This window comes from Amycolatopsis antarctica, assembly GCF_002262875.1.
Taxonomy (GTDB): domain Bacteria; phylum Actinomycetota; class Actinomycetes; order Mycobacteriales; family Pseudonocardiaceae; genus Amycolatopsis; species Amycolatopsis antarctica.
This window is the reverse complement of record NZ_NKYE01000012.1, coordinates 142,081-163,975: the sequence shown is the minus strand read 5'-3', so window position 1 is coordinate 163,975 and position 21,895 is coordinate 142,081. Positions and strand designations below refer to the sequence as shown.

The 21,895-nt window shown below is 70.1% G+C and carries 21 protein-coding genes and 1 pseudogene; 17 read left to right on the top strand and 5 right to left on the bottom strand.

Features of this window, described 5'->3' with window-relative positions; translation table 11 throughout:
• Positions 1–516 precede the first annotated feature (516 nt).
• The 6 genes and pseudogenes from CFN78_RS19375 (at position 517) to CFN78_RS19350 (ending at position 5,277) form a co-directional block, all read left to right on the top strand.
• Entirely contained in the window at positions 517–795 is a 279-nt protein-coding gene (locus CFN78_RS19375) for a hypothetical protein (protein ID WP_094864254.1), read from the top strand.
• A 10-nt stretch (positions 796–805) separates the two neighbouring features.
• A pseudogene (locus CFN78_RS19370) lies at positions 806–1,402 on the top strand (FAD-dependent oxidoreductase); the annotation flags it as partial.
• Positions 1,403–1,586: 184 nt separating this feature from the next.
• Entirely contained in the window at positions 1,587–1,769 is a 183-nt protein-coding gene (locus CFN78_RS28770) for a hypothetical protein (protein ID WP_133116389.1), read from the top strand.
• A gap of 259 nt (positions 1,770–2,028) precedes the next feature.
• Positions 2,029–3,306: an iron-containing alcohol dehydrogenase gene (locus CFN78_RS19360; RefSeq protein ID WP_205660573.1), complete on the top strand. Its 1,278-nt coding sequence runs from the start codon at positions 2,029–2,031 to the stop codon at positions 3,304–3,306.
• On the top strand, positions 3,306–4,634 hold the full coding sequence (locus tag CFN78_RS19355; RefSeq protein WP_276307342.1) for a sensor histidine kinase: 1,329 nt from the start codon (positions 3,306–3,308) through the stop codon (positions 4,632–4,634). The genes CFN78_RS19360 and CFN78_RS19355 overlap by 1 nt, the downstream gene beginning before the upstream one ends.
• The gene (locus CFN78_RS19350; RefSeq protein ID WP_094864252.1) at positions 4,627–5,277 is read left to right on the top strand and encodes a MadR family response regulator transcription factor; all 651 of its coding nucleotides are present in this window, start codon (positions 4,627–4,629) and stop codon (positions 5,275–5,277) included. The genes CFN78_RS19355 and CFN78_RS19350 overlap by 8 nt, the downstream gene beginning before the upstream one ends.
• A 36-nt stretch (positions 5,278–5,313) precedes the next feature.
• On the opposite strand, the gene mftM is transcribed toward CFN78_RS19350, so the two are convergent.
• From mftM to mftR, 5 genes are all read right to left on the bottom strand, one after another.
• The gene (mftM, locus tag CFN78_RS19345) at positions 5,314–6,213 is read right to left on the bottom strand and encodes a mycofactocin oligosaccharide methyltransferase MftM (RefSeq protein ID WP_094864300.1); all 900 of its coding nucleotides are present in this window, start codon (positions 6,211–6,213) and stop codon (positions 5,314–5,316) included.
• Between the two features lie 13 nt (positions 6,214–6,226).
• The gene (locus tag CFN78_RS30125) at positions 6,227–7,747 is read right to left on the bottom strand and encodes a VWA domain-containing protein (protein WP_094864251.1); all 1,521 of its coding nucleotides are present in this window, start codon (positions 7,745–7,747) and stop codon (positions 6,227–6,229) included.
• 6 nt (positions 7,748–7,753) lie between these two features.
• Positions 7,754–8,881: an AAA family ATPase gene (locus tag CFN78_RS19335; RefSeq protein ID WP_094864299.1), complete on the bottom strand. Its 1,128-nt coding sequence runs from the start codon at positions 8,879–8,881 to the stop codon at positions 7,754–7,756.
• A gap of 180 nt (positions 8,882–9,061) precedes the next feature.
• A complete protein-coding gene (gene mdo / locus CFN78_RS19330) occupies positions 9,062–10,354 on the bottom strand; it encodes an NDMA-dependent methanol dehydrogenase (protein ID WP_094864250.1) in 1,293 nt (430 codons plus the stop codon).
• A 151-nt stretch (positions 10,355–10,505) separates the two neighbouring features.
• Positions 10,506–11,108 (bottom strand): mycofactocin system transcriptional regulator, encoded by a 603-nt coding sequence (mftR, locus tag CFN78_RS19325; RefSeq protein WP_094864249.1) that lies wholly within the window; start codon positions 11,106–11,108, stop codon positions 10,506–10,508.
• A gap of 167 nt (positions 11,109–11,275) precedes the next feature.
• Between mftR and mftA the strand changes: the two genes are divergently transcribed.
• The 11 genes from mftA to CFN78_RS19275 are packed head-to-tail and all read left to right on the top strand — an operon-like array spanning position 11,276 to position 21,892.
• Complete coding sequence (gene mftA / locus CFN78_RS19320; protein ID WP_094864248.1) at positions 11,276–11,371, top strand: mycofactocin precursor MftA; 96 nt, start codon at positions 11,276–11,278, stop codon at positions 11,369–11,371.
• Between the two features lie 8 nt (positions 11,372–11,379).
• The gene (gene mftB, locus CFN78_RS19315; protein ID WP_094864247.1) at positions 11,380–11,649 is read left to right on the top strand and encodes a mycofactocin biosynthesis chaperone MftB; all 270 of its coding nucleotides are present in this window, start codon (positions 11,380–11,382) and stop codon (positions 11,647–11,649) included.
• A complete protein-coding gene (gene mftC, locus CFN78_RS19310) occupies positions 11,646–12,842 on the top strand; it encodes a mycofactocin radical SAM maturase (RefSeq protein WP_094864246.1) in 1,197 nt (398 codons plus the stop codon). Before mftB ends, mftC begins: the two co-directional genes overlap by 4 nt.
• 3 nt (positions 12,843–12,845) lie before the next feature.
• Positions 12,846–14,831, top strand: a complete 1,986-nt coding sequence (locus CFN78_RS19305) for a mycofactocin system FadH/OYE family oxidoreductase 1 (protein WP_094864245.1) — start codon at positions 12,846–12,848, stop codon at positions 14,829–14,831.
• Positions 14,828–16,915, top strand: coding sequence for an oxidoreductase (locus tag CFN78_RS29870; protein WP_094864244.1), 2,088 nt, complete (start codon positions 14,828–14,830; stop codon positions 16,913–16,915). The genes CFN78_RS19305 and CFN78_RS29870 overlap by 4 nt, the downstream gene beginning before the upstream one ends.
• Positions 16,912–17,892 (top strand): mycofactocin-associated electron transfer flavoprotein alpha subunit, encoded by a 981-nt coding sequence (locus CFN78_RS19295; protein WP_094864243.1) that lies wholly within the window; start codon positions 16,912–16,914, stop codon positions 17,890–17,892. The genes CFN78_RS29870 and CFN78_RS19295 overlap by 4 nt, the downstream gene beginning before the upstream one ends.
• The gene (locus CFN78_RS19290) at positions 17,885–19,249 is read left to right on the top strand and encodes an FAD-dependent oxidoreductase (RefSeq protein ID WP_094864242.1); all 1,365 of its coding nucleotides are present in this window, start codon (positions 17,885–17,887) and stop codon (positions 19,247–19,249) included. Before CFN78_RS19295 ends, CFN78_RS19290 begins: the two co-directional genes overlap by 8 nt.
• 10 nt (positions 19,250–19,259) lie before the next feature.
• Complete coding sequence (locus tag CFN78_RS29555) at positions 19,260–19,553, top strand: ferredoxin family protein (RefSeq protein ID WP_205660572.1); 294 nt, start codon at positions 19,260–19,262, stop codon at positions 19,551–19,553.
• 4 nt (positions 19,554–19,557) lie between these two features.
• Positions 19,558–20,406, top strand: coding sequence for a mycofactocin-associated electron transfer flavoprotein beta subunit (locus CFN78_RS19285; protein WP_205660571.1), 849 nt, complete (start codon positions 19,558–19,560; stop codon positions 20,404–20,406).
• On the top strand, positions 20,403–21,113 hold the full coding sequence (gene mftE, locus CFN78_RS19280) for a mycofactocin biosynthesis peptidyl-dipeptidase MftE (RefSeq protein WP_094864240.1): 711 nt from the start codon (positions 20,403–20,405) through the stop codon (positions 21,111–21,113). Before CFN78_RS19285 ends, mftE begins: the two co-directional genes overlap by 4 nt.
• On the top strand, positions 21,110–21,892 hold the full coding sequence (locus CFN78_RS19275; RefSeq protein ID WP_094864239.1) for a mycofactocin-coupled SDR family oxidoreductase: 783 nt from the start codon (positions 21,110–21,112) through the stop codon (positions 21,890–21,892). The genes mftE and CFN78_RS19275 overlap by 4 nt, the downstream gene beginning before the upstream one ends.
• Positions 21,893–21,895 lie beyond the last annotated feature (3 nt).

The window sequence follows — 21,895 nt, the reverse complement described above, 5'->3', positions numbered from 1 at the left end:
AAGAGTTCCGGCCTTAGTGATGGCGAGCGCAATTATTCTGACGATGGGAAACGGCGTGGGTACTGCGTCCGAGGTAATGCCTCAAGCGAACGACGCGACGCGCGCGTGCGGTGCCACTAACAATGGCAACGGAACAGCATCCGTTCCCTTCGAGAAACAGCAGTCTTACTATGCAAGTGTATTTACTCAGGAAGATCCGATCCCGATTGTATGCGGCGACGGGTCATCTTACGGCGCGGTACACATTGAAGTTAAACACAATGTTCCTACCTGGGCAGAGGCGCTTAAATGCATGGGTAAGATCGCTGATCGAGGCACGAGTATACCTAGTGAGCCTGGGAAAACGCCCATGCAACTAGTCTATCTCGCGAAGGCTGCGATATTGATAGTGGGCGATGATTACGGTGATGTAATCACTTCATATCCAAGCGACGGTAGTCAGGAAACCTGGATTGAATGTTCTAGCTTCTGGTAATCTAGTTTGAAAGCTTAAGGATGCTGCGGTAAAATAGTTTCATGCTTAAAGAAGAATTGCGGTACGGGATCTTGGTCAGGTGGGATCCGTGGCCGGGGATTGGCGACAGTATCGATCTGTACGAGAACCATCCCGGGATGATCACCGACCCCGAGTGGCGGGACGTCGGGGTCCGGTGGGCGCGGCGGCTGGGGCATCGAGTGTCTGTGGTGGTTTACGACTACCGCTGGCTCACGGTGATCGGGCCGGACGAGTACGAGCGCCTGCGTCGTGAGGTGATCCGGCAGGACGAGGCCCGCGGGTACGTCGGGACCGAGTAGTGCCTTCGCCTCCATGGGTTTCCGGCCGCGTGTCGAGGGCTACGGGCTGGCCGAGGCGGGCGTGTTGCTCGGCGAGCGTGGGGCGATCGAGGTGGACGGCCGTGGTCGCACCAGCGTGCCGAACATCTTCGCGATCGGGGACGTCACCGCGAAGCTGATGCTCGCGCACGCCGCCGAGGCGATGGGCATCGTCGCCGCCGAGACCATCGCCGGTGTGGAGACCGTGGAACTCGACTTCCCGATGATCCCGCGGGCCACCTACTGCCAGCCGCAGATCGCCAGCTTCGGCTGGACCGAGAGCCAGGCCCGGGACCGGGGATTCGACGTGCGGGTGGCGAAGTTTCCGTTCAGCGCCAACGGAAAGGCGCACGGACTCGGTGACACCGTCGGGTTCGTGAAGATCATCGGCGACGGCGAGCACGGCGAGTTGCTGGGCGCCCACCTCATCGGTCCCGACGTCACCGAACTGCTCCCGGAACTCACCCTGGCGCGGCAGTGGGACCTCACCGTGCACGAACTCGCCCGCAACGTCCACGCCCACCCCACCCTCGGCGAGGCCGTCAAGGAAGCCGTACACGGCCTCGCCGGCCACATGATCAACATGTGAGCCGGCGGCCCCGGTACCGGTCGACACGAGTGCTCGCCAGGGAAGTCTTGACCGCTCGCCGCTCTCGCCCCGGACGTACCGTGCAGTGATGCGGAAAGAGGACGTGCGGTACGGGATCCTCGTCAGATGGGATCCGTGGCCGGGGATTGGCGACCGCGTCGATCTATACGAGAATCATCCCGGGATGATCACTGACCCCGAGTGGCGGGACATCGAGGTCTGGTGGGCGCAGAGGCGAGGTCACCGGGTGTCCGTGGGGGTGTACGACTACCGCTGGCTCACGGTGATCGGGCCGGACGAGTACGAGCGCCTGCGTCGTGAGGTGATCCGACAGGACGAAGCCCGCGGGTACGTCGGGACCGAGTAGCGGCGCCGCGACGCGGATGGTTCCCGCGCGCCGGGCGTAGGCATACGGGTGATCCCGCGGACGTCCTCGCCGGTGACCGTGCGGTAGCCGGGGTGCTGACCAGCGCATCGTCCGGCGTACCGATGAGTAGGCCGGATGCCCGCGTGCGAATGCCGCCACCGGGAGCCCACCCCTGCCCGTTCGGGCAGGTCATGGCGGCCTTTCGGGCGGTAACCTGGCCCCAGAGCAGTCACCGCCGACTCGACTCCGGGAGGGTTTCGTGGTTCTCGCCCGCAAGACGTCGCCGGGTGCACCGGCGCCGGATCCGGGATGGAGCGCGACCTCTCTCGCGCTGCTGGACGACATCTACAGCAGGCCCTCGCCTGCCGAGTCGACCGCCGAGGCCCCGTTGACCATCGCGAAGTTCCACGCCCCGGAGATCGTCTTCGGTGACGGCGCGCTGGCCGAGGCCGGCCACGCGGCGGGCAGGCTTGGTGCCCGCAGGCCGCTGCTGGTCACCGACCCGGGCCTGCTCGCGACCCCGTGGGTGGGCGAACTGCTCCGCCACCTGCGCGACGCCGACCTGCACCCCGTGGTGTGGAGCGGAGTCACGCCCAACCCCAAGGACCACGAGGTCGCCGCCGGGTACGAGAAGTACCTGGAGGCGGGCTGCGACGTCATCATGGGCATCGGCGGCGGTTCGGTGATCGACGCGGGCAAGGGCGTCGCGCTGCTGGCCGCCAACGGTGGCAGCATCCTCGACTTCGCCGGGGTGGACCGCAGCAGGCAACCCATCCCGCCGCTGGTGATGATGCCCTCCACCGCCGGTACCGGCGCCGACGTCTCGCAGTTCTGCATCGTCACCGACACCACCCACAACACCAAGATCACCATCGTCGGCCGCACCCTCGTGCCGGACGTTTCGGTGATCGACCCTCGGCTGCTCACCACCATGCCGGAATGGCTGGCCGCCGCCACCGGCCTGGACGCGCTCACCCACGGCATCGAGGCCTTCGTCTCTAAGGCGCACAACCCGCTCACCGACCACCACGCGCTGAACTCCATCGCCCTGGTCAACGGCAACCTCGTCCGCACCATCGACAGCCCGGGCGAATCCGCATCGCGACTGCTGATGGCGCAGGCCAGCCTGGAAGCCGGACTCGCCTTCACCAACGCCATCCTCGGCGCCGCGCACGCGATGAGCCACCAGGTCGGCGGGCTGCTCGACCTGCCGCACGGCGTCATCAACGGTGTGCTCCTGCCACACGTCGTGCGCTTCAACGCGCTCGCCGACCCGCGCCGGTACGTCGTGATCGGCAAGGCGATGGGTATACCGGCCGAAGGCGCCACCGACGAGGAGGTCGCCCTCGCCGTCGCCGACAAGGTGCGGGCGCTGGCCGACGACGTCGGGGTGCCCCGCGGACTCGGCGAGCTCGGCGTCACCGCGGAGCACCTGCCGGTGCTGGCGGCCAACACCCTGCACGACGCGTGCCTGGCGACCAACCCGCGCCCGGCCACCGCGCGTGAGGTCGAGGCGTTGTTCCGGGCGGCGCTGTAGTGGCCAGGGCACAACCGGATCCGGAACACGAAGCGCCCCACCAGAACTGGCAGTCGGGCGGGCCCGGGTACCTGGAGGAGCTGACCGGCGTACGTGCGGGCAAACGATCGTTCTACCCGGCCTACGTCACCTCGATCGAACGGCTGGAACGGGTCATCCACGCGCTCGACCGCATCTCCCGCGCGCTGGTGCGCACGGTGGAGGGGCAGGAAAGCCTGGTCCGTTCCACCGTCCGCGCCGCGGCCGACCACCTCACCGCGGAGTACGTGCTCTTCGCCGTCGCCGACCACGCGCTGCCCGAGGCCGAGCCGCGCTACACGGTCGTCGGTCCCGGTGGCCGCCTTCTGTCCACAGAGGACCCGTTGCCGGGATTCCTGCGTTCCTGCCTGAAGGAGATGACGGACGGGACGCTGCGGTTCGACGTGGTCGAGACCGAGCAGCCCGGCCACCATCTGCGCGTGCCGGTGCGACTGGACTCGGAGATCGTCGGCGGGCTGCTCGTCTGGACCGACCGTAAACGCACCATCGACGCCACCGACGAGGCCGTGCTGCGCATCCTGGCCAGCCAGAGCGTCGTCGCACTGCACAACACCTCCCTGCACCGGCGCGGCGAACGTGTCCAGCAGGCGCTGCTCGTCGCCCGCCAGCGCGAGGTCATCGACGGCGAACGCCACCGCATCGCCCGCGAACTCCACGACAGCGTCACGCAGTCGGTGCTGTCCGCGGGCATGCAGATCGAACTCTGCCGCACCGACGCCGAATCCCCCGAGTTGGCCGAACGTCTCGGTATCGCCAAGAACCTGACCCGCGGCGCGGTCGACCAACTCCGGTCGGTCATCCACGCACTCAACCACGAGGCCGGGGGCGAGCACAGCAGCCTGCCGGAACTTCTCGAACAGCTCACCAGCGTGCACCTGCCCGCCGACCTCGCCGTCGAACTGCGCATCGGCGGCCAGCCGGTGGGACTGCCCGCCACGGCCGAGCACGCACTGTTCCGGATCTGCGGCGAGGCGCTGTTCAACAGCGCCGTGCACGGACACGCCCGCCGCGCCATGATCGCGCTGTCCTACCGCGCAGACCGCGTGACCCTCTCGGTCTCCGACGACGGTTCCGGAGAACCCGAGGTGCTGCGCCGCGTGCTGCGGGTCGCCGGTGGCCAGGACCTCGACGGTGCGCATCGCGGGCTGGCCAACATGCAGGCCCGTGCGCGCGAACTCGGCGGGACACTCGGCGTGCGGCGCTCACGCATCGGCGGCGTCAAGATCCAGGCCACCCTGCCCATCGGGGCCGGCCCCGCCGGGACGACCCCAGGAGCGGCACATGCCTGAACCGGCGTCGGTGAGCATCGTCCTGGTCGACGACCACGCGATCCTCCGGCAGGGCCTGCGTTCGGTGCTGGAACGCGATCCCGCCTTTCGTATCGTCGGCGAGGCGTCCACGGCGGCGGAGGCGCTGGCCGTCGTCCCGGCGCAGCGACCGACCGTCGTGCTGCTCGACCTCAAGCTCTCCACCGGTTCCGACTCCGAGGGCCTTGTGCTCTGCCGTCGCCTCACCGACGAGTACCCGGACATCTCGGTGCTCGTACTCACCACCTTCCTCGACGACAACCTGGTGATGGAGGCCGTGCAGGCCGGTGCGATGGGCTACGTCGTCAAGGACGTGGACACCACCGCGCTGACCGACGCCATCAAGGCCGTGGCGCGCGGCGAGAACGCCTTCGACTCCCGCAGCGTCAACTCCGTCGTGCGCACCCTCTCCGGCCGCAAGCAGCCGGAGACCGGCAAGCTCACCGACCGGGAACTGACCGTGCTGCGGCTGCTCGCCCAGGGCCTGTCGAACCAGGCGATCGGGCAGGAACTGTTCATCTCGCAGACCACGGCGAAGTTCCACGTCGGCAACATCATGCGCAAGCTGGAGGTGAGCAGGCGGGCCGAGGCCGTGTACGCGGCGAGCAAACGCGGACTCATCTGAGCGGCACCTCGCCGGACGGCCCGGAGAGCATCCGGTTCAGGTCGTGACATCCACGACCAGCCAGCCGCCGTGGTGTTCCGCCACCTCGAACGGCATCCCCGCCGACCGTCCCAAGTGGACGAGCGTGGCCAGGTCGAAGGTCCGCACGTGCCCGTACGCCGGTTCCGGGACCTCCTCGAACGGAACGGCCACGACCACCCGCCTGCGCGCCACCCGCACCATCTCCGCCAGCACCGCCGCCCCGTGCGCGGGGGAGAGGTGCTCCAGCAGATGGATCGCCGTCACCGTGTCGGTAGCACCGGAGGCCAGCGGGATACGTGCCGCGTCGCAGACCAGCGCGTGCAGCGGAGTGGTCAGCGCGGCGGCCATCCGGCCGAGCAGCCGGACGGTTCCCGGAACGACATCACTGGCGATCACCCGGCGACCGCGTTCGGCCATCCGCATCGGCAGGAAACCGAAGCAGGAACCCAGATCCAGTACACTTCCACCGTCGAGCAGTTCGAGCGCGCGCGTGTGCACCGGTGCGAATCCGGCGATCGCACCCGGCCCGCCACCGGGATCGGCGGTGCGCAGGGCGGCGAGGGTGTTCGCGTAGAACACCGTCCAGGCCAGCAGCGGATCGTTGATGGTGGAGCGGATCACCCCGGTGAAGATGCGCTCGAAGTGCGAGTCGGCGTCCAGCCAGCCGGACGGGCCGAGCTCGTCGACCAGCAGCCCGGCCAGGTCGTCGTCCAGTTCGTCCGGCCGCAATCGGTGCGACACCACGATACGCCTTCCGGTGTCGAAGACCTGGAAGTGCTCGGTCACCGTGTGCGGTGCCAGCCGCGCGCACAGCCGGTTCGGCAACGCGCGCCGTTGCTCGTGGCACACCACCAGATCCTCGGCCTGCCACCATCCCCGGTGCCCCGGCCCGAGCGGGTCCAGCGGGCGCGGCATCGCGGTCACCGGCTCACCGCCCCGTGGTCTCGGCCGCCAGCTCGTGCGCGGCACTGTCCAACCCGGACAGATCGCGGACGACACGCACCCGGTCGCAGTGCTCGGCGTAGGAGGGGAGATCGCACGGCCCCAACCCCCAGGAGTAGCGCGGCTCCGGGGTCAGCCAGATGGTCTCCTTGGCCCGCCGGGAGATCTCCTCGAACGCGGCCAGGTTCGGGTCGTTGCCGTTGCCCCGGCCATCGCCGAGGACGAGCACCGTCGTGCGGCGGGTGACCGCGGAACCGTACTCCTCCAGGAAATCGCCGAACACCGACCCGTAGTCGGAGTTCGCGTCCACGTCCAGCACGTCACCGCCGAACACCAGCCCGAGCGCGTACTCGACGTGGTGCTGGGCGAACAGCTCGGTCACCTCGGCGACCCCGGCGACGAACGCGAACGCGCGTACCTGCCGGAAGCGGTCCTGCAGGCCGTGCACCAGGTGCAGGGTGAACCGCGCGGTCGCCCGTACCGACAGGCTGACGTCGGCCAGCACCACCAGCCGCGGCTTGTCCTCCGCCTTGGCCACGGTGATCGGCCGGAACGGCACCCCGTCGTAACGCATGTTGCGGCGCATCGTGCGGGCCGAGTCGATCCGGCCGCGCGCGGCCTCCCGCTTGCGGTGCGTCGGCGCACCGCGCAGGCTGAACGCCAGCCGTCGCAGGGATTCCTCGAGCTGGTCCTGTTCCTCCTGACTCACCACGTCGACCATCGCCGCCCGCTGCTCACCGTCGGCCGTCGCACGCTCCAGCGCCATGAGCGCCTCGATGTGCCGCTTCAACGCCTCCGGCAGCGCGGCCAGCACCCCGGACATCCGGTCGCGCAACTCCGCCGCGTCCTGCTCGTCACCAGCCTGCTCGATGGAGTCCTCGGCGGAGTCCAGCCAGCCCAGCAGCGCGTCCTGCTCGGCAAGGCTCAGATCGGCGTCCATCGGGGTGCCCCTGGAGGTGCTGAGCTGTCCGGGCGCGGCCCCGTGCATACGGTCCATCTCGAGCTGGACCTGGTTCGAGTTGTCCATCGAGGCCACGTCCTGCTGGGAGAACACGATCTCGTCCTGTGTCTGGTTGTCCAGTATGATCGGGTTGAGTTCGGGGTGCGGGCTGTAGCGCTCGGCCATCCGCTCGTTGTCGAAGATGTCGCGCAGGTCGGCGTCCGGGCTCTCCATGTCCGCCTTCGGCGGGCGCTGCCCCAGCTCGTCGGCGATGGTGAAGTCGTCCAGTTCACCACCGGAGCCAGAACCCGCGCCGATCGCGCCACCGGGACGTGCACCTGAACCGAACCGGATCAACGCGAAGAAGGCGTCGAACAACTCGTCGAACCGGTCGCTGTCCCGGTGATCCTTCACCAGTGCGGTACGCAGTGCCTGCCGGAAGGTCTCCCGCTCGGCCAGGACGCCCGGCACGGCGGCGCAACCGAGGGCGTCGAGTACCTCGGAGACGGACACGCGCATCCCGGCGGTGCGCAGCAGCCGGGCGAACCGGTGGATGCTGGCTTCCATGCCGCCTCAGACCGGACGCTTGCGGCCGAGTTTGGCGGTGAAGGAGCGTTCACCCTGACTGGAACTCACCTGGCGGACCGGGCCCGGCCGGTCGTCCGCGGGTGTCTTCTCCCCGTAGTAGCCCCGCCCGTGCCTGCCCGGCTGGTCCCGCGCCGCGCGCACCGCCTGCCCGGACTCCTGCTCGTCGGGATCCTCGTCGTGGACCGCCGACGAGGTCCGCGACTTCCCCGCGTCGTCGTCGGTCTCGGCCTCGCCGCCCCCGCCGCCCGCGGCGAAGGAGGGGTCGAGCAGTTTCGGCAGGGCGCGCAGCGCGCGATCCACGTCCTTGTCGTACTTGGCGACCACCGAGATGGTGTCCGAGAGCTGCCGCTCGGTGAGTTCCGGCGAGCCGAGTACGGCCAGTGTCCGCGCCCAGTCGATCGCCTCGGAGATGCTCGGCGGCTTGCGAAGGCCGAGTTCGCGCAGGCCGCGCACCACCTCCACCAGGTGCCGGGAGACCGTCTCCGGCAGGCCGGTGTCCTTGCTGCGGATGATGGCCATCTCGCGGTGTGCCGAGGGATAGTCCAGGAACAGGTGCAGGCAGCGGCGTTTCAGCGCGGCCGAGAGATCACGGGTGTTGTTCGAGGTCAGCACCACGTACGGAGCGTGCTTGGCGGTGAAGGTGCCGATCTCCGGGATGGAGACCTGCTGCTCGGCCAGCATCTCCAGCAGCACCGCCTCCAGTGCCTCGTCCGCGCGGTCGACCTCGTCGATCAGCAGCACCACCGGCTGTTCCGAACGGATGGCCTCCAGCAGCGGGCGCTCGGCGAGAAAGCGCTCGGAGAAGAACACGCTGTCCTGCGCACTGATTCGCGTCACCGCCTCTTCCAGGTCCGCCGCGTCGGCGACCACCTGGCCGATCTTCTCCCGCAGGATCTGGGTGTACAGCATCTGCTTGCCGTAATCCCAGTCGTAGAGGGCCTTCGTCTCGTCCTGACCCTCGTAACACTGCAGCCGCAACAACTTCCGGCCGGTCGCCAGAGCCAGCGACTTCGCCAGCTCCGTCTTGCCGACCCCGGCCGGGCCCTCCAACAGAACAGGCTTGTCCAAACGGGACAGCAGGAAAACCGTGGTGGCCAGCCGGGAATCGGCCATGTACCCCACCTCGGCCAGCTTCGCCGTCACATCGTCGACCGAGTCGAAATCCGTCGCCGGGGACTTCCCGTCGAGATCGCTCACGTTTGACCTTCCGCCGCGGGCTGCTGGATACGGTGCCGCCCGGCCGTGCACGAGGCCGGTACGGATGGCCGGGCACGACCGGGACGGCGAGGGCGATCAGGACAGGAAGTCGTCCAGGTCGCCGTTGAAGCAGTGATCCACCACCGGGCGGACCGTGGAGAACGTCGTCTCCTTCGGATTGCCCGGCGTGCAGGAGTCACCGAGGATGTGGTTCGACACGCGATCGACGTCGTTGTCGTCGCCCTTGATGACCTTGGCCTTCTCGTAGTACTTCGAGGGGCCGGTGCCGAGCCGGTTCTTCGGGTGCGAATCCTGCGTCACGTCGGTGAACTTCTCCGGGATGCCGACATCGCGCAGCAACCGGATCGCCGCGGCCACGGCCGCGTCCGCCGCCTGCACCTCGGTCATCCGGCTGGTGTCCACGCCGAGCGCGCCGGCCAGCTTCGCGTAGCGCTTGTACGCCACCGGCAGGTTCCACGCCCACACCCTCGGCAGCGCGATCGCGTTGTTCAGGCCGTGGTGCGTGTCGTAGAACGCGCTGACCGCGTGCGAGACCGAGTGGATCACGCCGAGGCCACCGGAGTTGAACGCCTGCGCGGCGGTGTACTGCGCGTACATCATTCCTTCGCGGGCGGCGAGGTTGTCGCCGTGCCACGTCGCCGTGCGCAGGTGCTCGCCGACCAGCTCGGCGGAGAACAGCGCGTTGCCCAGCGAGGGGATGAAGTCCAGCCGGGACACGTACGGCTCGGAGGCGTGCGCCAGCACATCGAAACCGCACTGCGCGGTGAAGTGCGAGGGACAGTCGTAGTAGAGCACCGGGTCGTCGATCGCGACCGTCACCACCGAGGCGTCGTCGAACGCCACGTACTTGTGCGGGTTGTCCGGGTCGGTGGTGGTGTCGGTGATGACGTAAGCCCACGAGGTCTCCGAGCCGGTGCCCGCCGTGGTCGACACCGCGATGTGCGGCGGGTTCTTCGCGTTCTCGCTCTTGTTGAAGCCCTCGAACTCGTTGATGTTGCGCCCGTCGTGCGCCACCGAGATACGCGCGCCCTTGCAGGCGTCGTGCGAGGAGCCGCCACCGATGGAGACGAACCCGTCGCACTTGTTCTCCTGGTACAGCGCGACGGAGTCCATCACGTTGTAGTCCTTGGGATTCGACTCCACCTTGTCGTACAGGGTGGGTTCGAGTCCGTGGTACTTCAGCGATTCGACGATCTTGTGCACGATGTCCGTGCCGCGCAGGCCCGAGGTCATCACCAGCGGCCGCTTCATGCCGATCTTCAGGGCCTCCGGCCCGATCATCTCGTGCGCGCCCGGGCCGAGAAGGGCACGCGGCATCGGGTGGAATTCCTTCAGCGGAAACGGTTTGATCAGTTCGTCGACCTGCATGAGCGTCCCTTTCGAAATTGGGCCAGTGCGGTGCGACGATATGGCCGCCGTCACAGCGAGAACAGGGCGCGACCGGGTAACCATCCGTCTGGAAAGGCAAAACCGGCCAGAGGGAGCGTGGGGTACCTGCCCGATCGGACAGGGCTGGGACTCAGCGACCGAAGCCGGCGGCGAGCTCGCGCAGCGCCGCGTCGAGCAGTTCGCCCAGATCGCTGCGCGCGTCCGCCAGCCACTGCTCGTAGGCGGCGACGGCCACCCCCAGTGCGGCGTGCGCGATCGCTTGGGGAGCAAGGGAATCCGAGGACACCGCCAGGCGGGTTCCGGCGAACTCGGCGACCACGCGCCGCCAGTCGGCGTAGCGCAGGGTCGAGTGCGCCTGTAGCGCGGGGACGGTCAGGATCAGTTCGAGGCGACGCCGATGCCAGCGCGCCTCGGCATCCGGGACGCGGTTGAAATCCACCACCACCGTCCGCAACGCCTCCATCAGCGGCATCGATTCCGGGCAGTCCCGGAATCCCGTCCGCATGATCGACAACTGGTGGTCGAAACTTCCCCATACGACGTCGTTCTTCGATGGGAAATACCGGAAGAAGGTGCGCCTGCCTATTCCGGCGGCCAGCGCGATGTCGTCGACCGTCGTCCGGGCGAAACCGTTCCGGTCGAACAACTCGAACGCGATGTGCTCGAGTTCGCCACGCGAGGTGCTCGGCCGCCTGCCCGCCCGCCGGGGCTCGGAGTTGTCCGTTCGGGGCATCGGCCGGTCACTCCCTTCAAAACGGCACCGAGTGCCATTACCTTGGTGACGGAGGTTACACAGCTACCCGACCGGTCAGGTGGCACCGGTCCGGACGCACGGTGAGCCGGGGCCCTCGCGGCACTAGCGTCGTTCTCGGCCGACCACGCACGAACGAGGAGGACGCGATGCCGCAGGAGAAGCAGGAAGTGGACGAGGCTCCGGTCACCGAGGAGGTCCTGGTCGAGGAAGTCTCCATCGACGGCATGTGCGGCGTCTACTAGGCCGCGCGATGAGCCTCGATCCGGACAAGAGGTACCGCCTCAACCCCAGCGTCGCCCTGCGGCCCGAACCGTTCGGGGCGCTCGCCTACCACTTCGGCAATCGCAGGCTCTCGTTCCTGAAGGCACCCGAGCTGGTCGATTTCGTCCGCGGTCTCGGCGAGCATCCCAGCCTCGGGGCGGCGCTGCGGTCCAGTGAACTGTCCGAGCAGCGCCAGGCCGGATTCCTCAAGGCCCTCGACTCACTGGCCGCCACCGACATGATCGTGGAGGGACCATGACCACAGCCGAACGGGTGCCCTCCCTCGTCGAGCAGTTCAAGTTCGGCCTCGAAGCGCCGATCTGCCTGACCTGGGAATGGACCTACGCCTGCAACCTGGCCTGCGAGCACTGCCTCTCGTCCTCCGGGCGACGGGATCCGGACGAACTGTCCACCGGCGAGATCAAGGCCGTCATCGACGAACTGCAGCGGATGCAGGTGTTCTACGTCAACGTCGGCGGCGGGGAACCCACCGTCCGCCCCGACTTCTGGGAACTTCTCGACTACGCCGTCGCACACGACGTGGGCATCAAGTTCTCCACCAACGGCGTGAAGATCACCCCCGAGCGGGCCCGGCGGCTCGCCGCCACCGACTACGTCGACGTACAGATCTCCCTCGACGGCGCCACCCGCGAGGTCAACGACGCCGTCCGCGGGCCGGGGTCCTACGACATGGCGATGACCGCGCTGCGCAACCTCGCCGACGCGGGCATGAAGGACTTCAAGATCTCGGTGGTGATGACCCGGCACAACATCGCCCAGCTCGACGAGTTCAAACGCATCGCCGACGACTTCGGCGCCCAGCTCCGCATCACCCGGCTGCGGCCCTCCGGCCGGGGCGCCGATGTCTGGGACGAACTGCACCCGACACCGACCCAGCAGATCGAACTGTACGAATGGCTGGTCGCCCACGGGGACGGCATTCTCACCGGGGACTCGTTCTTCCACCTCAACGCACTGGGCTCGGAACCGCTGCCCGGACTGAACCTCTGCGGCGCCGGCCGCGTGGTGTGCCTGATCGACCCGGTCGGCGACGTCTACGCCTGCCCCTTCGCCATCCACGACGTGTTCAAGGCAGGCAACGTGCGCCCCTCCGGCTTCGGCACCGTCTGGCGCGATTCCGCGCTGTTCAACGACCTTCGCAAACCGCAGACCGGAGGAATCTGCAACTCCTGCCCGGCCTACGACAGTTGCCAGGGCGGCTGCATGGCGGCCAAGTTCTTCACCGGCCTGCCACTGGAAGGGCCGGACCCGGAATGCGTCCAGGGACACGGTGAGCGGGCACTGGCCGGACGCGGGGCGAACGCGCTGCCGAAAGCGAGCCAGGACCACTCCCGCACCGGCCGGAAGAAGACCCAGGTCTCCCTCGGTATCCCGGCGATCCGCGTGCCGGACCGGGCCTGCGACACCAGCCCGATCGCGGACCTGGCCTGAACCGTGGGAGACCTGACCGAACCGTCCACGATCGGCCGCCGGAGGGCCGCGAGCCGGGTGGTGTTCGGGCCGCACGAGACGAACCTGGCCCGCCGCAGGGAGATCTCCGACCGGCACGTCGCGTACTACACGCGGCGTGCCGAGGGCGGGGCCGGGGTCATCGTCACCGAGACGGCCAGCGTGCACACCTCCGACTGGCCGTACGAACGCGCACCGCTGGCCACCGACTGCGCCCCCGGCTGGGCCGAGGTCGTCGCCGCTTGCCGTCCACACGGGACACTCGTGCTGGCCGGACTGGGACATTCGGGCTCGCAGGGGTCGTCGGCGTACTCGCAGAACGTGCTGTGGGCACCGTCCCGGGTACCGGACGTCGCCAGCAGGGAACTGCCCTACGCCATGGAGGACGCCGAGATCGAGGCGCTGATCGACGGCTTCCGCTCGTCCGCCCGTCTCGCCGTACAGTCCGATGTGGATGGTGTGGAGCTGAACGCCGGCCAGTTCAGCCTGCTCCGCCAGTTCCTGTCCGGACTGACCAACCAGCGGGGCGACTCCTGGGGCGAGGACCGGGCCGCCCTGCTGCGCTCGGTCATCGCCGCCGTGCGCGGCGAACTCGGCGACCGCCTACTCGGACTGCGGCTCTCCTGCGACGAACTCGCCCCCTGGGCCGGGATCACCCCCGAGCACGCCGTGGAACACGCGACCGCCCTCGCCGCCTCCGTCGACTACCTGGCCGTCGTCCGCGGCTCGGCGATGGGGGCGTCCGCCACCCGCCCCGACCTGCACACCGAACCCGGCTTCAACGCAGGCCTCTGCCGCGCCGTCCGCGAGGCCGTCGGCGGCGCGGTCCCCGTCGTACTGCAGGGAAGCATCGTCGATGCCGGACAGGCACAGTGGGCGATCGACGAGGGCGTCGCCGACCTCGTCGAGATGACCAGAGCACAGATCGCCGACCCCGACCTCGTACGCAAGACCCGCGACGGCGTGACACCGCGGCCCTGCCCACTCGACAACGCGCGCTGCATGGTGCGGGACAACCGCAACCCCATCGTCAGCTCGTCCGTGGAACCCCGCAGCGGGCACGAGACCGAGGACCCCCCGGTGGAAGGCACCGACCAGCGGGCGAGGGACGTGCTGGTGATCGGCGGCGGCCCCGCCGGCATGGAGGCCGCGCGCGTACTCGCCCTGCGCGGGCACCACGTCCGGCTGCACGAACGCGGCACCGCGCTCGGCGGGGCACTGCGCCTCGCCGCTCTGGTCGGCGGCCGGGCCCGGCTCGGCGGCCAGGTGGACTGGCTGACCGCGCAACTCGGCGAACTCGGCGTGGACGTCAGCCTGGACACCGAGGTGAGCCGGGACGAACTCGCCCGGGAAAACGCCCTCGGCACCGGCATCGTCGTCGCCACCGGCAGCGTCGCCGGCAGACGCGGCTACACCCTCGCACCCGGCGCCGACGTGCTCGGCTACCACGAGTTCTACACCGGCGTCCGCGACGGAGCACCACCGCCGGACGGCCCCGTCGTCGTGTTCGACCCAGTCGGCGGGCCCGCCGGTGTCGGCACCGCCGAACTCCTCGCCGGGCAGGGCCACGACACCGCACTGGTCAGCCAGGACCAGGTGATCGGCTCCCAGCTCGCCATCACCGGCGACCTCGCCGACGCCAACGGCCGCGTCCAGCGCGCCGGCGTCACCCTGCACAAGTCGTCACTGCTGCGCGAGGTCCGTGCCGGGGCGGCCGTGCTGGAGGACCGTTTCACCGGAGCCCGCAGGGAGATCCCGTGCGGTCTGCTGATCGACTGCGGGCACCGGCTGCCCGACGAGACCCTGCACCACGACGCCGTCACGCTCGCCGGCGACTGCGTCGCCCCCCGGACCATGTACGAGGCGATCCTCGAAGGCAGGCGCGCAGCCCTGGCGGTCGGCGCCCGCACCCCGCGCAGGGGTGCCGCCGAACCCGCGGGCACCCGGCCCGCAACGGCGGGTGTCGTATGAGCGGAAGCCGGTACAAGTACCTGTTCACACCGATGCGGATCGGGCCACTGACCCTGCGCAACCGGATCGTGTTCTCCGCGCACCTGACCAACTACGCCGAGAACGGGCTGCCCACCGAACAGCACGCCGGCTACTACGCCGCCCGCGCCGCGGGCGGAGCCGGGCTGATCATCACCGAGGAACACTCCACCCACCCCACCGACTGGCCGTACGAGAAACTCATCCACGGCTTCCACGAAACGGTCATCCCCGGCTACCGGCGGATCACCGAGGCCGTGCACGCCCACGACGTGCCGATCCTCGCGCAGCTCAACCACAACGGCGGCCAAGCGTCGAGCATGTACTCCCGGCTCCCCGTCTGGGCACCCAGCCCCGTCGCCGACCCCATGTTCCGTGAAGTGCCCAAAGCGGTGAACCTCGCCGAGATCGCGGAGATCGTCGCCGGATACGGCCTCGTCGCCGAACACTGCGCCACCGGCGGCTTCGACGGCGTCGAACTCCAGTGCTCACACTCCTCGATCGTGCGCGGCTTCCTGTCCCCGGCGACCAACATCCGCACCGACGCCTACGGCGGCACCCTCGACGGCCGCGCCCGCATCCTGCTGGAGATCATCGACGTCGTCCGCGAGGCAATCGGCCCCGCACGCGCCCTCGGCGTACGCATCTGCGGCGACGAACTCATCGAGGGCGGCACCACCATCGACGAGGCCGTCGAGATCGCCCGCATGGTCGAGGCCACCGGGAAAGCCGACTACATCAACACCTCCATCGGCGTCGCCACCGCCACCCTGTACATGATCGAAGCCTCGATGCACATCCCGCCCGGCTACGCGATGTTCATCCCCAGTGCGATCCGGGAAAAGGTCAGCCTGCCCGTCGTCGGCGTCGGCCGGTTCAAGGACCCCGTCCAAGCCGACCGGGCACTCGCCGACGGGCACTGCGACCTGGTCGGCGTCGTCCGCGGGCAGATCGCCGACGCCGACTTCGCCCGCAAAGCGAAAGCCGGGCATCCCAACGACATCCGCACCTGCCTGTCCTGCAACCAGGAATGCGTCGGCCGGATGGGACTCAACCGCTGGCTCGGCTGCATCGAGAACCCCCGCACCGGAAGGGAAGCCCAGTTCGACGCCGCCTCCGCGGGGAAGAGTGCGTCGGCGGAGTTCGACGCCGCCTCCGCGAAAGAACGTGCGTCGGCGGGGTTCGACGCCGCCTCCGCGAAGCAAGCACCAGGCAGCAACGGCACCCGGTCGCCGCTGCCGATGCCGACCCTGCGCTCCCGGCGGGTCCTCGTCGTCGGCGGCGGACCGGCCGGACTCCAGGCAGCCTCCACCGCCGCCCAGCGCGGACACCAGGTCACCCTGCTGGAGGCCGGCCCGCGCACCGGAGGCCAGGTCGCACTCGCCGCGACCGTCCCCAGCCGCGCCGAGTTCCTCGACGTGGTGCGCAACCTGCTCGCCGAATGCCTGCGCTACGGCGTCGACGTGCGCACCGGCGTCCGCGCCGACGCCGACCTGATCCGCGCCGAACACCCGGACGCCGTCGTACTCGCCACCGGTGCCGAACCGGACCGGCCGTGGTGGGCTGGGGAACTCGACCGCATCGTCGACGTCCGCCAGATACTCGACGGCAGCGCCGCACCCCAGGGAACGGTCATCGTGCTCGACGACCTCGGGTTCCACCAGTCCACCTCGGTCGCCGAACTTCTCGCCGACCGGGGCTGCTCGGTGCGCATCATCACCTCCGGCATGGTCGTCGGCCAGGACCTCGGCATCACCCTCGACATGGAGACCTGGAACGTGCGCGCCGACGCGAAGAACATCGCCCAGCAGACCGACCTGGTAGTCCTCGGCGCCGAACCCGAAGACGAGGGCGTACGGCTCCAGGTGCTGCGCCACACCACCGGGGAGAACCTGGAGATGACCGCCGACTGGGTCGTGTGCGCCACCCACGCCCGGCCCGCCGACGCGCTCTGGGCCGAACTGTCCACAACGGACTACGAGACCCACCGTGCCGGAGACTGCCTGACCCCCCGGCGCGCGCACGCCGCCGTGATCGAAGGCCACCGCGCCGGGGCCGCCGTATGATCGCCGTCGTTCCCGTCCGCTCGGGCGTACTGCCGCACGGCGCAGAGGAGACGGCGACCGAAGCGGGAGGCCGCGCCCTCGTCATCGGCTCCGGCACCGCAACGGCCGCCGCCGAACTCGCCTCGGCCACCCGGATCTGGCTGGCCGAGGCCGGCGACTACGCGCCCGGCCGCTGGGCGTCCGGCATCGCCACCCTCGCCGCGGGCCCGCTCGCCGAGGAGGAAGGCCCCTGGCTACTGCCCGCCTCCCCGGACGGACGCGACCTGGCGCCACGGCTTGCCCACGTGCTCGACCTGCCCCTGCTCGCCGGGGCCATCGAGGTGACCGCCTCCGGTGCCGAGCTGGCCCGCTGGGGTTCCCGCGTGGTCACCGAGATCGACGCCACCGGGCCGTTCGTCGCCACACTGCTGCCGGGATCCCGCACCCCCGAAGGAGATTCGGCCCGTGCCGCCGAGACCACCGAGCTGGACTGGACACCGGGCGCCGAACGCGACGCCGAGGTGATCGAGGTCCTGCCCCCCGACCCCCGCACCGCCGACCTCGCCGAAGCTCCCCGGATCCTCGGCGCCGGAGCCGGACTCACCCGCGGCGCCGAACCCGCCGGGACCGAAGCCCTCGCACTCCTGGAACAGGTCGCGAGCGCGCTCGCCGCGTCCGTGGGCGCGACCCGGGTGGTGACCGACGCCGGACACGCCACCTACGAACGGCAGATCGGCACCACCGGCGTCGTCGTCGACCCGGAACTCTACGTCGCATTCGGCGTTTCCGGTGCCGCACAGCACATCGGCGGTCTCGGCGCACCCACACACGTGGTCAGCGTCAACCTCGACCCGAGCTGCCCGATGACGGCCATGGCCGACCTCGGCATCGTCACCGACGCCACCGAACTACTACGGGAACTCGCCGCCCGCCTCGGCGACACCCCGGCCGAGACGGACGAGGAGACCGCGCGAGCGGAGGAGGCGGCGCATGGCTGAGCACGCCGGACCGGCCCAGCACACCAGCATGGCCACCGTGGGCGAGCGCGGCGGTATCACCACCTTCGACGCGGTCGTCGTCGGCGCCGGACCCGCCGGCTCGGCGGCCGCGCTGGAACTGGCCCGCGCCGGCCACCGGGTCGCACTGGTGGAACGCGGTTCCTTCCCCGGAGCGAAGAACGTCTACGGCGGCGTGGTCTACGGTCGCGTGCTCGACGAACTCGTCCCGGAATGGTGGGAGCAGGCGCCCGTGCAGCGCTGGGTGACCCGGCGGCAGACCATGATGATGACGCCGACCCAGTCGATGACCGTGGACTTCCGCACCGAAGCCTGGGGCAGGCCGCCGTACAACGGCGCCACCGCGCATCGCGGCGAGTTCGACGCCTGGCTCGCCGGGAAGGCGGAGCAGGCCGGTGCCGAACTGCTGACGTCCACAGTGGTCACCGGCCTGTTGCGCGGTGTGCGCGGCGAGATCGTCGGCGTGCGCACGGACCGCCCCGACGGCGACCTCACCGCACCGGTCGTCATCGCCTGCGACGGCGTGAACTCCTTCCTGGCCAAGGAGGCGGGCATGTACCCGGACGGGCAGGTCGAGCACACCACCCTCGGGGTCAAGGAAACGCTGGCACTGCCGAGGGAGACGATCGACGAACGGTTCGCGGTACGCGGCCGGGAGGGCGTCGATATCGAGATGGTCGGCTGCACCCGGGGCATCCCCGGTGGCGGGTTCCTCTACACGAACCTGGACTCCGTGAGCATCGGCGTGGTGCTCGGCCTGACCGAACTCGGCAAAGCGGGCATCCGTCCCGAGGAGATCATCGCCGACCTGAAACGGCACCCGGCCATCGCGCCACTGGTGCGCGGCGGCGAGATCACCGAGTTCTCCGCACACCTCATCCCCGAGGGCGGTTACCACACGATGCCGAAACTGACCGACGACGGCATCCTGGTCACCGGCGACGCCGCCGCCATGTGCCTGGCCGCCGGGATCTGGCTGGAGGGCGTCAACTTCGCGATCGGATCCGGCATGTACGCCGGGCGCGCCGCCGCCGCCGCACTGTCCACAGGGGACACATCGGCCGCCGGGCTGGCGGGTTACGAACGCTCGCTGCGCGACACCTTCGTGCTGGCCGACCACAAGAAGCTCGCCAGGGCACCCGAACTGCTGCTCGGTGACCGGGTGCAGAACCGCTATCCGGCGATGATCTGCGACCTTCTCGAGGGGGTGTTCCAGGTGACCAACCCGGAACCGAAACCGGGTATGCGCGCACTGCTGCGGCGCAGTGCGAAGAAACACGGCGTGCGGATGCGCGACCTGGCCAAGGACGCCGTCGCCGGACTACGGGCGTACGGATGAGGTGGAGACGATGAGCGACTATCCCGAGGTCTCGTTCGAGGATCGGATGTCCACTGTGGACTTCCGGGTGTCGGACCGCGCGCACATCGAGGTGGACTCGGACGTCTGCCGGTCGTGCACCACCCGCGAGTGCGTGCACGCCTGCCCGGCGAACCTGTTCGTGCCCACCGACGACGGCGTCATCCTGTTCAACTACGAGCAGTGCTTCGAATGCGGAACCTGCTACCTGCTCTGCAACAAGGAGGGCGCCATCACCTGGACCTATCCCGACGGTGGCGAGGGCGTCACCTTCCGGAAGGGATGACGCGATGAGCCCTCCGGTGATCGTGGCCGCGCTGCGCTGGGTGGACCTGAGCCCCAGGGTGGACCCGCTGACCGGTGCCGTGCACACCGGCACGCCGACCAGTGGCCTCACCGCCGCCGACGAGTGCGCGCTGGAACACGCGCTGCGGCTGGCCGAGGCGATGGACGGCGACTGCGTCGCGGTGACCGCGGGACCGGAGGCCGCGGACACCGTGCTGCGCCGCGCGCTGGCCGCCGGTGCGAGCAGCGCATGGCGGGCGCCGCTGGCCGAGTCCGCGCTCGACGACGGTCGCCGCGCCGCCACCGCACTCGCCGGCCTCGTCCGCGCGCACTGCGGCGAACCGTCCTACGTACTGTGCGGCGACCACTCGGCCGACCGGGGAACCGGTGCGACACCGGGATTCCTGGCGGCGATGCTGGGGCTGCCGCAGGCCCTCGGTGTACTGCACCTGGACTGGGACCAGGGCAGGGTGGTGGCCCAGCGGCGACTCGACGGCGGACGGCGCGAACGGCTCGCCCTCGCCCCGCCCGCCGTCTGCTCCGTGGAGCCCGCCAACGTCCGGCTCCGCCGGGCCCCGCTGCCCGCCGTACTGGCCGCCCGGCACGCGGAACTCGGCCTCACCGGCAGCGAACCGTCCACACCGGACCGGGTGCGCACCGTCGGCACCCACGCCTTCCGGCCGCGGACCCGTCGCGTCCCGGCTCCCGTGGGCGAGAACCCGAACGCCCGGCTGCTCGCGCTCACCGGGGCACTGGTCGAACGCGAGCCGCCCCGGCTGACCTACCCGGCCGACGCGAACGCCGCCGCTGACGAACTGCTCGCGTTCCTGCGCCAGCACGGCTACCTGACATGACGCCGTGGCCCGGCCCGGCGTCCGCACTCGCCGAACACACCTGGACCGAGCTCGACGAGACGCGGCCGCCGGTGCTGCTGGTGCCGGTCGGTTCCTGCGAGCAGCACGGGCCGCACCTGCCGCTGGACACCGACACCCGGATCGCGACCGCCGTGGCCGAGGGTGCCGGCGGCCGGCATCTGCTGTGCCCGCCGATCGCCTACGGCTCATCCGGTGAGCACCAGGCGTTCCCCGGCACGGTGTCAGTCGGCGAGAACGCGATGCGCGAGCTGCTGGTCGAACTGGGCCGCTCGGCCTGCACCTGGACTCGGCGGCTGGTGTTCGTCAACGGGCACGGCGGCAACCTCGCCGCGCTCACCGCCGCGGTCCGGCTGCTGCGCTACGAGGGCCGGGACACGGCCTGGTTCCCCTGCGCGGTCAGCGGTTCCGACCCGCACGCCGGCGCGTCCGAGACCGCGCTGCTGCTCGCGATCGAGCCCTCGGCGGTGCGCTCCTCCCGGTTGCGCCCCGGCAACACCGAGCCGCTGCCCGAGCTGCTGCCCCGGCTGCGGCAGGGTGCCCTGCGCACGGTGAGCCCGACCGGGGTGCTCGGCGATCCCACCGCCGCCACCGCGCAGGACGGTGCCCGGCTGCTGGCCGCGATGCGCGCCGCGCTCGCGGCGGCACTGCGGCGCTGGGAGCCGGGCCCGGACGGGCGGCTGCGATGAGCCGGGTCGCGGTGGTCACCGGCGCGGCCCGCGGCATCGGCCGCGCCGTCGTGGAGCGCCTGGCCGCGGACGGCTGGCAGGTCGTCGCCGTGGACGTCTGCTCCGACGACGCCGGGCTCGGCTATCCGCTCGCCTCCCGCGCCGAGCTCGCCTCGCTCGCCGGGGCCTGGCCGGGCCGGGTGCGTGAGGTCGTGGCCGACGTCCGGGACGCCGATGCGCTCCGTGGTGCCGTCGCGGTCGCCCGGCAGGAGTTCGGCGGGGTGGACGCCGCCGTCGCCGCGGCCGCCGTCATCGCCGGGGGAGTCCCACTGTGGGAGACCACCGACACCCAGTGGGACGCACTGTTCGAGACCGGGGTGCGCGGCGTGCTCAACCTCGCCCGCGCGACCGTGCCGGTCATGCTCGCCGCACCGGAGCCGCGAACCGGCAGGTTCGTCGCGCTCGCCTCCGCCGCCGCGCACCGGGGACTGTGGCACCTGGCCGCCTACAACGCCGCCAAACACGCGGTCCTCGGCCTGGTGCGCGGCCTTGCCGCGGACCTGCGCGGCACCGGCGTCTCCTCGGTCGCGGTGTCCCCGGGCTCCACCGACACCCCGATGCTCGCCGCGACGGCCGCGCTCTACGGGCTCGGCGAGGTGGACGGGTTCGCCGGTCACCAGCTCGTCGAGCGACTGCTCGACCCGGCCGAGGTGGCCGCCGTGGTCGCCTGGCTCTGCCGGGCCGAGTCCGGGGCGATCACCGGCAGCGTCGTCCACGCCGACGGCGGCTTCACCGGATGAACG

Coding starts and splice junctions, on each gene's coding strand:
- CFN78_RS19375 (WP_094864254.1), top strand. CDS start 517: ATGCTTAAAGAAGAATTGCGGTACGGGATCTTGGTCAGGTGGGATCCG.
- CFN78_RS28770 (WP_133116389.1), top strand. CDS start 1,587: ATGATCACTGACCCCGAGTGGCGGGACATCGAGGTCTGGTGGGCGCAG.
- CFN78_RS19350 (WP_094864252.1), top strand. CDS start 4,627: ATGCCTGAACCGGCGTCGGTGAGCATCGTCCTGGTCGACGACCACGCG.
- mftM (WP_094864300.1), bottom strand. CDS start 6,213: ATGCCGCGCCCGCTGGACCCGCTCGGGCCGGGGCACCGGGGATGGTGG.
- CFN78_RS30125 (WP_094864251.1), bottom strand. CDS start 7,747: ATGGAAGCCAGCATCCACCGGTTCGCCCGGCTGCTGCGCACCGCCGGG.
- CFN78_RS19335 (WP_094864299.1), bottom strand. CDS start 8,881: ATGGCCGATTCCCGGCTGGCCACCACGGTTTTCCTGCTGTCCCGTTTG.
- mdo (WP_094864250.1), bottom strand. CDS start 10,354: ATGCAGGTCGACGAACTGATCAAACCGTTTCCGCTGAAGGAATTCCAC.
- mftR (WP_094864249.1), bottom strand. CDS start 11,108: ATGCCCCGAACGGACAACTCCGAGCCCCGGCGGGCGGGCAGGCGGCCG.
- mftA (WP_094864248.1), top strand. CDS start 11,276: ATGCCGCAGGAGAAGCAGGAAGTGGACGAGGCTCCGGTCACCGAGGAG.
- mftB (WP_094864247.1), top strand. CDS start 11,380: ATGAGCCTCGATCCGGACAAGAGGTACCGCCTCAACCCCAGCGTCGCC.
- mftC (WP_094864246.1), top strand. CDS start 11,646: ATGACCACAGCCGAACGGGTGCCCTCCCTCGTCGAGCAGTTCAAGTTC.
- CFN78_RS29870 (WP_094864244.1), top strand. CDS start 14,828: ATGAGCGGAAGCCGGTACAAGTACCTGTTCACACCGATGCGGATCGGG.
- CFN78_RS19295 (WP_094864243.1), top strand. CDS start 16,912: ATGATCGCCGTCGTTCCCGTCCGCTCGGGCGTACTGCCGCACGGCGCA.
- CFN78_RS19290 (WP_094864242.1), top strand. CDS start 17,885: ATGGCTGAGCACGCCGGACCGGCCCAGCACACCAGCATGGCCACCGTG.
- CFN78_RS29555 (WP_205660572.1), top strand. CDS start 19,260: ATGAGCGACTATCCCGAGGTCTCGTTCGAGGATCGGATGTCCACTGTG.
- CFN78_RS19285 (WP_205660571.1), top strand. CDS start 19,558: ATGAGCCCTCCGGTGATCGTGGCCGCGCTGCGCTGGGTGGACCTGAGC.
- mftE (WP_094864240.1), top strand. CDS start 20,403: ATGACGCCGTGGCCCGGCCCGGCGTCCGCACTCGCCGAACACACCTGG.
- CFN78_RS19275 (WP_094864239.1), top strand. CDS start 21,110: ATGAGCCGGGTCGCGGTGGTCACCGGCGCGGCCCGCGGCATCGGCCGC.